Here is a 12,985-nt window from a genome sequence, read left to right on the forward strand (position 1 = left end):
GCTAATCAGACAACTCACAAAGTGGGGCTAAATATTGGTAAAGTTCGCGCGACGGCCAATCGAGCCCGGCATAGTGTTGCACAGGCGCTAATGGTATCAACGCATTGCAGATCAACACTTCGTCTGCATCGGCTAACGCTTCCGGCAGCGCGACCACCTCGATCAATTGATAAGGCGATGCAGCAAGCTGCGCAATAATATGCTGGCGCATGACCCCATTCACGCCCGCCTGATCGAGACGCGGTGTGAAAACGTCCTGCCCCTTGCGCCAGAACAAGTTAGCCGCACAGCATTCCGTAACCCACCCTTCGCTGTCAAGAACCAGCGCCTCATCGGCGTCCGTCTGCTCAAGATGAGAGCGGATCAGCACCTGTTCCAGTCTGTTAAGGTGTTTCATCCCGGCGAGATACGGATTGCGCCCGAGGCGTACCGGGCTGAGCGCCAGGGTGATACCTTCACTGCGCCAGCGTGCATAATGGGAAGGTGATGCGGACGTAGCAAGAATACGCGTAGCGGAGAGACACGCCGCACCGCTGTAGCCCCGGCCACCTGCGCCGCGGCTAATAATAACTTTCAGCACCCCCTGCTCTTGTTGGGCCGCCAGTTGGCACATTTCCTCTTGCAAGAGAGCCCAGTCATTGAAAACGATGCTTAAACGCTGGCAGGCAAGCTGTAAGCGCGCGAGATGGGCAGAGAGTAAAGATACGCGCCCCTGCTCGATCCGGGCTGTTGTAAAACAGCCATCGCCAAACTGGGTGGCCCTGTCGTTGGCCGCGAGGGTGTCCTGTTCCAGGCCGTTAATCAAGAACATAAGGCGCTCCTTTTCGGTGGGCGGATAGTGTCGCAGGATGATTAGTACAGGACAAGCAGAGAAAACTGAAGATAAAAAAAGACCCGCAGAGCGGGCCTTCTTAAACAGTCTTTCTAAAAGCGGGCTAGCCCGCTTTCAGCGTTAGATCTTTTTGAAGATCAACGAACCGTTGGTGCCGCCGAAGCCGAAGGAGTTACACAGGGTGTATTCCATTCCGCTTACCTGACGGGCTTCGTGAGGAACGAAGTCCAGATCGCAACCTTCATCCGGGTTATCCAGGTTGATGGTTGGCGGTACAGCCTGATCGCGCAGCGCAAGAATGGAGTAGATAGACTCTACTGCACCCGCCGCACCCAGCAGGTGACCGGTCATAGATTTCGTGGAACTCACCATCACGCTGCGAGCTGCGTCGCCGAAGACAGATTTCACTGCCTGCGCTTCTGCTTTATCGCCCGCTGGCGTAGATGTGCCGTGTGCGTTGACGTAGCCAATCTGGCCCGGTTCAAGCGCTGCATCACGCAGTGCGTTGACCATCGCCAGCGCAGCACCTGCGCCATCTTCCGGCGGTGACGTCATATGGTAAGCATCGCTGCTCATACCAAAGCCGACAACTTCAGCGTAGATTTTCGCGCCGCGTTTTTTCGCATGCTCGTACTCTTCGAGTACCACCATACCTGCACCGTCGCCCAGCACGAAGCCATCACGATCTTTATCCCACGGACGGCTTGCCGCCTGCGGATTCTCGTTATGCGTAGAGAGTGCACGCGCTGCGCCAAAGCCCCCCACACCGAGCGGGGTACTGGCTTTTTCTGCGCCGCCAGCCACCATCGCGTCTGCATCGCCATAGGCGATGATACGTGCAGCGTGGCCGATGTTATGTACGCCTGAAGTACAAGCCGTTGCGATAGAGATACTTGGCCCACGCAAACCAAACATGATGGTCAGATGACCGGCCACCATATTAACAATTGTGGATGGAACAAAGAACGGGCTGATCTTACGCGGTCCGCCTTTGACAAGCGAACTGTGGTTTTCTTCGATCAAGCCGAGACCACCGATACCGGAACCAATAGCGGCACCGATGCGGGTTGCGTTCTCTTCCGTCACTTCAAGGCCAGAATCCTGCATGGCCTGTACGCCAGCGACAATTCCATATTGAATGAAGGCATCCATCTTGCGCTGTTCTTTGCGCGAGATAATGTCATCACAGTTAAAATCCTTTACTAAGCCAGCAAATTTCGTTGCATAGGCGCTAGTATCGAAATGGTCGATCAGGCTGATGCCACTCTGACCGGCAAGGAGAGCTTTCCAGGTAGACTCTACGGTATTGCCGACAGGAGACAACATGCCCAGTCCGGTCACAACTACACGACGCTTAGACACGGTTGTCCTCCAGGGAGGGAATAAATAAGATTCGTTGGGATAAAAAGATAAAACTCAGGCGGTCGAATGACCGCCTGGAGATGTTCACTTACGCCTGGTGGCCGTTGATGTAATCAATGGCAGCCTGAACGGTGGTGATTTTCTCAGCTTCTTCGTCCGGAATCTCAGTATCAAACTCTTCTTCCAGAGCCATTACCAGCTCAACGGTGTCAAGAGAATCTGCGCCCAGGTCTTCAACGAAGGAAGCGGAGTTCACAACTTCTTCCTGCTTAACGCCCAGCTGTTCGCCGATAATTTTCTTAACGCGTTCTTCGATAGTGCTCATACTCTTAAATTTCCTATCAAAACTCGCTTTCGCGATGGTTTTCGTAGTGTATAAAATGTTGAAAAATTTGCAACTAAATCCCGGCAGGTCTTACCACGATTTTACGTTATTTTGAGGCCATACCCCCCTATAACGCAAATCATTTTGCACTAATTATGCCCGGAACTACGTAGACTGCACGCATCCTGAGCATTTTGTGCAAATCGCGGTCAGACCATGTACATCCCGCCGTTCACATGCAAAGTTTCACCCGTGATGTAAGCTGCTTCGTCGGATGCCAGGAATGCAACCGCGTTGGCGATTTCCTGTGCGCCGCCGAGGCGACCCGCAGGAACCTGCGCCAGGATACCCGCACGCTGGTCATCAGACAGCGCACGCGTCATGTCCGTTTCAATAAAGCCCGGAGCAACAACGTTCACCGTAATACCGCGAGACGCAATTTCACGCGCCAGCGACTTACTGAAACCGATCAGACCTGCTTTCGCCGCAGCGTAGTTAGCCTGACCAGCATTTCCCATGGTACCAACCACAGAACCGATAGTAATAATACGGCCGTGACGCTTTTTCATCATAGCGCGCATTACTGCTTTTGACAGACGGAAAACTGATGAAAGATTGGTTTCGATGATATCGTTCCACTCATCGTCTTTCATGCGCATTAACAGGTTATCACGTGTAATCCCGGCATTATTGACCAGAATGTCCACTTCGCCAAATTCTGCGCGAATATTTTCCAGAACAGATTCGATAGATGCCGGGTCGGTCACATTCAACATCAGACCTTTACCGTTCGCACCCAGGTAGTCGCTAATCGCCTGCGCGCCGCTTTCGCTTGTCGCAGTGCCGATAACTTTCGCGCCGCGAGCGACGAGAGTTTCAGCGATTGCGCGGCCAATACCGCGGCTTGCACCTGTTACCAGGGCAATTTTTCCTTCAAAGCTCATGCGTTCCTCTTTTATTGCGCAAGTGCCGCTGACAGGGCTTCCGGCTCGTTAATCGCCGATGCTGTCAGGGTATCTACAATACGTTTAGTCAGACCGGTAAGCACTTTGCCCGGGCCAACTTCATACAGGTGCTCAACACCTTTCGCCGCCATCAGCTCCACGCTCTTCGTCCACTGAACCGGGCTATACAGCTGGCGGATCAGGGCATCACGAATCGCGTCTGGCGCGGTTTCACACTGCACATCCACGTTATTGATTACCGGGATCTGCGGTGCGTTGAAGGTAATTTTTGCCAGCTCAACGGCCAGTTTTTCAGCTGCAGGTTTCATCAGCGCGCAGTGAGACGGTACGCTAACCGGCAGCGGCAGCGCACGTTTTGCGCCAGCGGCTTTACAGGCAGCGCCTGCGCGTTCAACGGCTTCTTTATGACCGGCGATAACCACCTGGCCCGGCGAGTTAAAGTTCACCGGAGAAACCACCTGCCCTTCGGCAGACTCTTCACAGGCTTTGGCAATAGACGCGTCGTCCAGGCCAATGATAGCGGACATGCCGCCGGTACCTGCCGGAACAGCTTCCTGCATAAACTTGCCGCGCAGTTCAACCAGACGAACCGCATCAGCGAAATCAATGACGCCAGCGCAAACCAGCGCAGAATATTCACCCAGGCTATGACCTGCCATCAGAACCGGCGCTTTACCGCCCTGCTGCTGCCACAAACGGTACAGCGCAACGGATGCGGTCAGCAGCGCAGGCTGCGTCTGCCAGGTTTTGTTCAGCTCTTCCGCCGGGCCCTGTTGGGTCAATGCCCACAGATCATAACCCAGTGCGTCAGACGCTTCACGGAAAGTCTCTTCAATAATTGGGTAGGTTGCCGCTAATTCGGACAACATCCCAACCGTTTGAGAACCCTGCCCAGGGAACACAAAAGCAAATTGCGTCATTTTTTTATCCTTATACTTAAAAACGAACCAGTGCAGAGCCCCAGGTGAACCCGCCACCAAAGGCTTCCAGCAGCACCAGCTGCCCGCGCTTAATACGACCATCGCGCACGGCTTCATCAAATGCGCACGGCACAGAGGCCGCGGAGGTATTGCCGTGACGATCAAGTGTCACCACGACGTTGTCCATTGGCATGCCGAGTTTTCTCGCCGTTGCGCTGATGATGCGCAGGTTGGCCTGATGCGGCACTAACCAGTCGAGTTCAGCACGGTCAAGATTGTTGGCCGCCAGCGTCTCTTCGACGATGTGTGCCAGTTCAGTGACCGCAACCTTGAACACTTCGTTCCCGGCCATAGTCAGATAAATGGAATTTTCTGGATTAACGCGATCGGCGTTAGGCAGCGTCAGCAGGTCGCCATAGCTTCCGTCTGCGTGCAGGTGGGTGGAGATGATTCCCTGTTCTTCGGACTGGCCAAGAACCACGGCACCCGCGCCGTCACCGAAAATAATGATCGTGCCGCGATCGGTAGGATCGCAGGTACGCGCCAGCACATCAGAGCCGATCACCAGCGCATTTTTAACCGCACCGGATTTAACATACTGGTCCGCTACGCTCAGGGCGTAGGTGAAACCCGCACAGGCCGCAGCGACGTCAAACGCCGGGCAGCCTTTGATGCCTAACATGCTCTGAATTTGGCAGGCAGCGCTTGGGAAAGCGTGCGTTGCAGAGGTGGTAGCAACAACGATCAAGCCGATATCGTTTTTATCCACGCCCGCCATTTCCAGCGCGCGCTGAGCGGCTTCAAAGCCCATTGTTGCAACGGATTCATCCGGGCCTGCAATACGGCGTTCACGGATACCTGTGCGCGTGACAATCCACTCGTCAGTCGTATCCACCATTTTTTCCAGGTCGGCGTTCGTACGCACTTGCTTGGGCAGATAACTGCCGGTACCAATAATCTTCGTATACATGTACGCTCAATCTTATCCGGTAATATACCCATCAGCCTGGCACATCAGCACGTCGCACGCTTACTTTGCGTCGCCGTCCTGCGGCTTAAAACCAGCCGGGTATAACAATTCCAGGCGAGCGGCAATCCGCTGAGGGACTTGTCGCTGCACCGCCTGCACTGCCTGTTCGATCGCCACGCAAAATGCGCGTTGATTCGCCGCACCATGACTCTTAATCACCGTGCCGCGTAATCCTAACAGACAGGCACCATTATACTGGTCGGGGTTGAGGTGACTGAATCGCCGGGTCAGACTTTTTTGTAACCAACGTTTTAATAAAATCAGCCACCACGCCGTTTTTTTCCCCTCGCCCTGCGATTTCAGCAGCGAAAGGAACATTCTGACAACCCCTTCCATGGTTTTTAGCGTGACGTTACCTGTAAACCCGTCACAAACCAAAACATCTGTTTTCCCGGTCAGCAATTCGTTCGCTTCCAGGTAGCCAATATAGTTCAGAGACGGCAATGTTTTTAGTCTCTGTGAAGCATCGCGAATGCTGTCCAGCCCTTTCGTCTCTTCTTCACCGATGTTTAGCAGCGCCACGCGAGGGTTTTCAATGCCAACCACTTCTTCCGCGAGCACCGAGCCCATCACCGCAAACTGAACCAACATTGTGCTATCACAATCAACGTTAGCGCCCAGATCGAGCACCACCGTTTTCCCCTTCTGCTGATGCGGTAATACCGTCACCAGCGCCGGGCGCTCAATCCCCTGTAGCGGTTTGAGCAGTAATTTTGCCAGCCCCATCAGCGCGCCGGTATTCCCGGCGCTGACACAGGCCTCGGCTCGCCCTTCTTTCACAAGCTCCAGCGCCACACGCATCGATGTTCCGCGACTGTTGCGGATGGCGTGCGAAGGCCGGGCATCACTGGCAATAACTGACTGGGCAGGGATGATCTGCAGACGAGAACGTGTCTCAAAATCAGCTTTGGCGAGTAATGGCGTAATGTCGTCGGGGTTACCGACCAGAAGAAGTGTGAGTTGCGAATAGGAATTCAGTGCCTGCAGTGCTGCAGGCACTGTCACGGTAGGGCCAAAATCTCCCCCCATGACATCTAACGCCAGGGTTAGATGTGTCAAGGTTATCGTCGCCGCTCGGTTTGGGAATCCCCGTTTACACGGGGAATGCCTCACTAAGCTTCACCACGCTTTCGCGTGATTACTTAGCGATAACCTTGCGACCGCGGTAGAAACCGTCGGCAGTGATGTGGTGACGCAGGTGGGATTCACCAGAAGTCTTGTCTACAGACAGGCTGGTAACTGCAGTCAGCGCGTCATGGGAACGACGCATGCCACGTTTGGAACGGGTTGGTTTGTTTTGTTGTACGGCCATGGACCTTACTCCTCAATTACTTACGCTTTAAGCTGGCTAATACGGCAAATGGGTTTGGCTTCTGCGCCTCTTCAGGCAATTCACCAAAGACCATGTCCGCCTCGGACACTTCACAGTGTTCAGAATCATGCACCGGAACCACTGGCAAGGCGAGGATGATTTCATCTTCAACCACCGCCAGCAGATCGATTTCACCGAAGTCGTTAACCTCAATCGGCTCATACGCTTCCGGGAGTGCTTCAATCTGATCATCATTTTTGACCGGACTGAAACAATACTTTGTGTAAACCTGATGAGTAAACGGTTTCCCGCAACGCTGACATTCCAGCGATACCGTTACCTTCGCATCACCGGTCAGAACCGCGAGGCGTTGGTTATCGATAGCGAAGGACATCTCGCATTCTACATCACTGTCTACACTGACTACGGACGCGGCGACGCGCTCCGCTTGATCGGGGGTATAAATACCCTGGTAATCAAGGCGTTTTTGAGCCGTACGAACCGGGTCGAGAGTCAGGGGTAATTTTACCTTTTGCATAGGGCGCGCATATTAACTTTGTAACGTCATAGAGTCAAAGAAAAAGGCAGCCTCAGGTTGCCTTTTGCCAATAATTCGCACACATTGCGGCGTGTAGTTTAAAATGTCGCAATCTAATTCGCCAGAGTTTACCTAAAAAAATATGCCTGAACTTATTTTAGCCTCAACCTCGCCATACCGTCGTTTGCTGTTAGAGAAACTTGGCATCCCTTTCACCTGTGCTTCGCCGGAAGTCGATGAACTGCCGCTGCCCGCCGAAACGCCGCGCCATCTGGTGCTACGTCTGGCGCAGGCGAAAGCGCAGGCCCTGGCTGAGCGTTTTCCACATCACCTGATTATTGGTTCTGACCAGGTTTGCGTGCTGGATGGCGAAATAACCGGCAAACCGCACACGGAAGAAAACGCGCGTAAACAATTAAAGAAAGCCAGTGGCAATATTGTGACCTTTTACACAGGCCTGGCGCTTTATAATTCTGTTAATGGCCAGTTACAAACTGAATGCGAACCTTTTGACGTCCATTTTCGTCACCTGACTGAGCAAGAAATAAACCATTACGTGCAGAAAGAGAGCCCGCTAAATTGCGCTGGCAGCTTTAAGAGCGAGGGATTAGGTATCGCGCTGTTTGAACGCCTCGAAGGGCGCGACCCGAACACGCTGGTCGGGCTGCCGCTGATTGCGCTGTGTCAGATGCTGCGCCGGGAAGGGTTTAATCCGTTAAGTATGTAGGCCGACCATCATAGACAGGAAGGGCAGCCTGACGCTGCCCTTCTTTTATTTGATATTCCGCAGCACCTGCAAACAACGCTTCAGCGCGTTATCCATTGGCGCCTCTACGCGCATCACTTCGCCCGTGCCTGGATGAGTGAATTTTAACGCCGCCGCATGCAGGAACAGACGTTTCAGCCCGGTACCCGCTTCGGTGAGCTGCTGATCGAATTCGCGGTCGCCGTAGCGATCGTCAAAGGCAATCGGATGACCTGCATGAAGGGTATGCACACGAATCTGGTGTGTACGCCCCGTCACCGGGCTACAGCGCACCAGCGTGGCGAACGCATAGCGCTCTTCCACTTTAAAACGCGTTTCCGACGGTTTCCCTTCCTGGCTGACGCGCACAATACGCTCGCCGCTTTGCAGAATATTTTTCAGCAATGGCGCCTGCACCGCTTTCACGTGCGATTGCCACTGACCGCGCACCAGCGCCAGATAATCTTTCTGCATCCCTTTTTCACGCAGCTGTTCATGCAGCGAACGCAGCGCAGAACGTTTTTTTGCCACCAGCAGCACGCCGGAGGTATCGCGGTCAAGACGGTGCACCAGTTCCAGGAAGCGCGCTTCCGGGCGCAGCGCGCGCAGGCCTTCAATCACGCCGAAGCTCAAACCGCTGCCGCCGTGCACCGCCGTACCGGATGGCTTATTCAGCACCAGAATGTGTTCATCTTCATAAAGGATAACGTCGCTCAGCGCGGCCACTTTTTGCAGATGCGGTGACACGGCGTCTTCTTCGCGTTCCGCGACGCGCACCGGCGGGATACGCACTTCATCGCCCGCTTCCAGTTTGTATTCGGGTTTGATGCGTTTTTTGTTCACCCGCACTTCGCCCTTGCGCAGGATGCGGTAAATCATACTCTTTGGCACGCCCTTCAGTTGGGTGCGCAAAAAGTTATCAATTCGTTGCCCGGCTTCGTCAGCACTAATGGCAACCATTTTTACGGTCGGAGTCTCAGTTTTCATGGTGGGCGATTCTAAATATCCCCGCTCGATAGCGCCACTCATTTTTCTGTGCTTATACTCTTCATAGTTCGTGTAGATATTTGTCATTGCCCTGACTCATGGTCTTCTTCACCGATCGCATTGATTGTTATTAGAGCAATCTCAACGAGCAAGTGAAAAAACTGTGATTAACCGGGTGATAAAAGGTGAAAGTCAACTTGCTATAACAAGGTTAGCAAGGAATAATGAAGACGTTTTCCGTGTTCATCTTGTTAGTGCAAGGAATTAAACGGAATGACCAGTTTTGTCTGTCCGATCATCCACGCAGCAATGGCGTAAGACGTATTGATCTTTCAGACAGTTAGCGGGCTGCGGGTTGCAGTCCTTACCGGTAGATACTTTACTGGATTTCACCCAACAGAATGACGGCAAGCCGGGCGTCCACGGAAGCTTACCTAAGTCAAAGCAACTGGGGTAAGCAGGCGAAGCCACGCGTCTGTTGAGCGAATGACGATGAGTATAAATGGAATCTTCTCTGGAGAGTTATCCCAGGCTGTTCCCCTGATAATTGCGCTGTGTTTCCGTTTGAAATACAGGCTACCGACACTCTGCGCCTCTTAAGCGAGCGACAACCGTGAGGTTGGCGACGTGAACAGTCACGAGGCCATCGGTTTACCCCGGAAAGGTATCACTCTGCTCGCAGCTTAGTCGTCAATGTAAGAATAATGAGTAAGTTACGATGAAAAGAATGTTAATCAACGCAACTCAGCAGGAAGAGTTGCGTGTCGCCCTCGTTGATGGGCAGCGTCTGTATGATCTGGATATCGAAAGCCCAGGTCATGAACAGAAAAAAGCGAACATCTACAAAGGCAAAATTACCCGCATTGAACCGAGTCTTGAAGCAGCGTTTGTCGATTACGGCGCTGAACGTCACGGTTTCCTCCCCCTCAAAGAAATTGCCCGCGAATACTTCCCTGCTAACTACAGCGCACATGGCCGTCCGAACATCAAAGACGTGCTGCGTGAAGGTCAGGAAGTGATTGTTCAGATTGATAAAGAAGAACGCGGCAATAAAGGCGCTGCGCTGACCACCTTTATCAGCCTGGCGGGCAGTTATCTGGTGCTGATGCCGAACAACCCGCGTGCGGGCGGTATCTCTCGCCGTATCGAAGGCGACGATCGCACCGAACTGAAAGAAGCGCTGGCAAGCCTTGAGCTGCCGGATGGCATGGGGCTTATCGTTCGCACCGCAGGCGTTGGCAAATCTGCCGAAGCATTGCAGTGGGATTTAAGCTTCCGCCTGAAACACTGGGAAGCCATCAAAAAAGCCGCTGAAAGCCGCCCTGCGCCGTTCCTGATTCACCAGGAAAGCAACGTTATCGTGCGTGCCTTCCGCGACTACCTGCGCCAGGACATCGGCGAAATCCTGATCGATAACCCGAAAGTGCTGGAGCTGGCTCGCCAGCATATCTCCGCGCTGGGCCGTCCGGATTTCAGCAGCAAAATTAAACTGTACACCGGCGAAATCCCGCTGTTCAGTCATTACCAAATTGAATCGCAGATCGAATCCGCATTCCAGCGTGAAGTTCGTCTGCCGTCCGGTGGTTCTATCGTTATTGATAGCACCGAAGCGCTGACCGCTATCGACATCAACTCTGCGCGCGCCACCCGCGGCGGCGATATCGAAGAAACCGCGTTCAATACCAACCTTGAAGCCGCCGATGAAATTGCCCGCCAGCTGCGCCTGCGCGACCTGGGCGGTCTGATTGTTATCGACTTCATTGATATGACGCCGGTACGCCACCAGCGCGCGGTAGAAAACCGTCTGCGTGAAGCGGTGCGTCAGGACCGTGCGCGTATCCAAATCAGCCACATCTCTCGCTTTGGTCTGCTGGAAATGTCGCGTCAGCGTCTGAGCCCTTCACTGGGTGAATCCAGCCATCACGTCTGCCCGCGCTGCTCCGGTACCGGTACCGTGCGTGACAATGAATCCATGGCTCTCTCTATTCTGCGTCTGATTGAAGAAGAAGCGCTGAAAGAGAACACCAAAGAGGTTCACGCCATCGTCCCTGTGCCGATTGCGTCTTATCTGTTGAACGAAAAACGTGCCGCTGTGAGCGCCATTGAAACCCGTCAGGGTGGCGATGTTCGCTGCATCATCGTGCCGAACGATCAGATGGAAACGCCGCACTATCATGTCCTGCGCGTGCGTAAAGGTGAAGAGACCTCAACCCTGAGCTATCTGCTGCCGAAACTGCACGAAGAAGAGATGGCGCTGCCGTCTGAAGATGAGCCTGCTGAGCGCAAACTGCCTGAGCAACCTGCTCTCGCCACCTTCGTGATGCCGGAAGTACCACCTGCGCCAACGGCTGAAAAACCGGCTGTTTCCGCACCGACCGCTGTCAAAACGGCCACTGTCGCTGCCCCTGCCGCTCCGGGCCTGCTGTCTCGCTTCTTCAGCGCACTGAAAAACCTGTTTGGCGGTAGCGAAGAGCCCGTTGTTGAGCCGCAGCCGGAGAAGAAAGAAGAGAAACCTGCTCGCCAGCAGGAGCGCCGCAAGCCGCGTCAAAACAACCGTCGCGATCGTAATGACCGCAACGACCGAGGCGATCGTGGCGAGCGCAACGACCGTCGCGACAACAACCGTGGCGATAACGAAGGACGCGAAGCCCGCGAGCCGCGTGAAAACCGCGAAGGTCGTGAAGACAACCGTCGCAACCGTCGCGAAAAACCGCAGCAAAATACGGAAACGCGCGACAACCGTCAGCAGAACATCGTTGAAGATGGCGATAAAGCGAAATCCCGCGATGAGCAGCAGCCGCGCCGTGAACGTAACCGTCGTCGTAATAACGACGAAAAACGTCAGGCACAGCAGGAAGCGAAACCGCAGGTTCGTGAAGATATCGTTGCCGACGACAATGCGCAGGATGAACGCGTTCAGACCATGCCGCGTCGTAAGCAACGTCAGCTGACGCAGAAAATCCGCATTGAAACAGCGGAAGAAACGGCGGCACGCGAAACCTTCGAAGACGATATCCCGCAGGAAACTGCCGCACCGCGTACCGAGCTGGCGAAAGTCGATCTGCCTGCTGTCGTTGAAAGCGCACCGGTTCAGGCCGAGCACGATGACAACGGCGAAGCACGTGATGCCGCGGGTATGCCGCGTCGTTCACGCCGTTCCCCGCGTCATCTGCGCGTGAGCGGTCAGCGTCGTCGTCGCTATCGTGACGAGCGTTATCCGACCCAGACTCCGATGCCGCTGACCGTAGCGTGCGCATCGCCGGAACTGGCGTCAGGTAAAGTGTGGATCCGTTACCCGGTAACCCGTCCGCAGGATCAGGTTGTTGAAGAACAGCGCGAGCAGGACGTCGTGGTTCAGGAAACCGTTGAGCAGGTTGTTGCGCCAGTCGCCGCCGCTGAACCGGTGGTTGCTGAAACGGTTGCTGAAACCATCGTTGCCGAAGCACCTGTTGCCCCGGTAGAAACCGTTGAACCTGTGGCCCAGCCGCAGCCAGTTGCTGAAATCGTTGAGCCGGTGGTTGAAACCAGCCATCCGGAAGTGATTGAAGCGCCGGTGGCTGAACAGCCGCAAATCATCGCCGAAGAAGACGTTGTGGTTGCACAGGAAGTGGTTGAAGAAGTGCAGCCTGCCGCAGTTGAGCCGGAAGCACCGGTTGCAGAAGTGGTTGCTGAAACCGCTGCGCCGGTAGAAGCGCCAGTGGTCGAAGAAGCACCGGTTGCCGTCGCCAAGCCAGACGTAGTGGCTAAGCCTGTTGTCGAAACTGCACCTTCTGCGGCCCATCATGCCAGCGCACCGATGACTCGCGCACCGGCTCCGGCTTATGTGCCTGAAGCACCGCGCCACAGCGACTGGGTTCGCCCGGCGTTCGGCTTCGACGGTAAAGGCGCTGCGGGTGGCCATAGCGCAACCCATCAGGCCTCTTCAGGGCCGACACGCCCACAGCCTGTTGAGTAACTGACACGCTAAAA

At 54.5% G+C, this 12,985-nt stretch carries 12 protein-coding genes; 2 read left to right on the forward strand and 10 right to left on the reverse strand.

Features of this window, described 5'->3' with window-relative positions:
* Nucleotide 1: 1 nt before the first annotated feature.
* The 9 genes from pabC to yceD form a co-directional block, all read right to left on the reverse strand.
* Nucleotides 2-811, reverse strand: a complete 810-nt coding sequence (pabC, locus tag G163CM_RS08150) for an aminodeoxychorismate lyase (protein ID WP_231827663.1) — start codon at nt 809-811, stop codon at nt 2-4.
* Nucleotides 812-952: 141 nt separating this feature from the next.
* Nucleotides 953-2,194 carry a beta-ketoacyl-ACP synthase II gene (gene fabF, locus G163CM_RS08155; RefSeq protein ID WP_015964855.1) on the reverse strand — a complete coding sequence of 414 codons (1,242 nt, stop codon included), beginning with the start codon at nt 2,192-2,194 and terminating at the stop codon, nt 953-955.
* Nucleotides 2,195-2,282: 88 nt separating this feature from the next.
* Nucleotides 2,283-2,519 (reverse strand): acyl carrier protein, encoded by a 237-nt coding sequence (gene acpP, locus G163CM_RS08160; protein ID WP_003857954.1) that lies wholly within the window; start codon nt 2,517-2,519, stop codon nt 2,283-2,285.
* Nucleotides 2,520-2,728: 209 nt separating this feature from the next.
* Nucleotides 2,729-3,463 carry a 3-oxoacyl-ACP reductase FabG gene (fabG, locus tag G163CM_RS08165; protein WP_015964856.1) on the reverse strand — a complete coding sequence of 245 codons (735 nt, stop codon included), beginning with the start codon at nt 3,461-3,463 and terminating at the stop codon, nt 2,729-2,731.
* An 11-nt stretch (nt 3,464-3,474) separates the two neighbouring features.
* A complete protein-coding gene (gene fabD, locus G163CM_RS08170) occupies nt 3,475-4,404 on the reverse strand; it encodes an ACP S-malonyltransferase (protein WP_231827664.1) in 930 nt (309 codons plus the stop codon).
* A 16-nt stretch (nt 4,405-4,420) separates the two neighbouring features.
* On the reverse strand, nt 4,421-5,374 hold the full coding sequence (locus G163CM_RS08175) for a beta-ketoacyl-ACP synthase III (RefSeq protein ID WP_015964858.1): 954 nt from the start codon (nt 5,372-5,374) through the stop codon (nt 4,421-4,423).
* A gap of 60 nt (nt 5,375-5,434) precedes the next feature.
* Entirely contained in the window at nt 5,435-6,493 is a 1,059-nt protein-coding gene (gene plsX, locus G163CM_RS08180; protein WP_071843520.1) for a phosphate acyltransferase PlsX, read from the reverse strand.
* Between the two features lie 79 nt (nt 6,494-6,572).
* Complete coding sequence (gene rpmF / locus G163CM_RS08185; RefSeq protein ID WP_002440227.1) at nt 6,573-6,746, reverse strand: 50S ribosomal protein L32; 174 nt, start codon at nt 6,744-6,746, stop codon at nt 6,573-6,575.
* Nucleotides 6,747-6,762: 16 nt separating this feature from the next.
* Nucleotides 6,763-7,284: a 23S rRNA accumulation protein YceD gene (gene yceD, locus G163CM_RS08190; protein WP_015964860.1), complete on the reverse strand. Its 522-nt coding sequence runs from the start codon at nt 7,282-7,284 to the stop codon at nt 6,763-6,765.
* A gap of 142 nt (nt 7,285-7,426) precedes the next feature.
* Between yceD and G163CM_RS08195 the strand changes: the two genes are divergently transcribed.
* A complete protein-coding gene (locus G163CM_RS08195) occupies nt 7,427-8,011 on the forward strand; it encodes a Maf family protein (RefSeq protein WP_231827665.1) in 585 nt (194 codons plus the stop codon).
* A gap of 45 nt (nt 8,012-8,056) precedes the next feature.
* On the opposite strand, the gene rluC is transcribed toward G163CM_RS08195, so the two are convergent.
* Nucleotides 8,057-9,016 (reverse strand): 23S rRNA pseudouridine(955/2504/2580) synthase RluC, encoded by a 960-nt coding sequence (gene rluC / locus G163CM_RS08200; protein ID WP_231827666.1) that lies wholly within the window; start codon nt 9,014-9,016, stop codon nt 8,057-8,059.
* 718 nt (nt 9,017-9,734) lie between these two features.
* Between rluC and rne the strand changes: the two genes are divergently transcribed.
* On the forward strand, nt 9,735-12,971 hold the full coding sequence (gene rne / locus G163CM_RS08205) for a ribonuclease E (protein ID WP_231827667.1): 3,237 nt from the start codon (nt 9,735-9,737) through the stop codon (nt 12,969-12,971).
* Nucleotides 12,972-12,985: the final 14 nt, after the last annotated feature.

The organism is Pseudocitrobacter corydidari, from assembly GCF_021172065.1.
GTDB classification, from domain to species: domain Bacteria; phylum Pseudomonadota; class Gammaproteobacteria; order Enterobacterales; family Enterobacteriaceae; genus Pseudocitrobacter; species Pseudocitrobacter corydidari.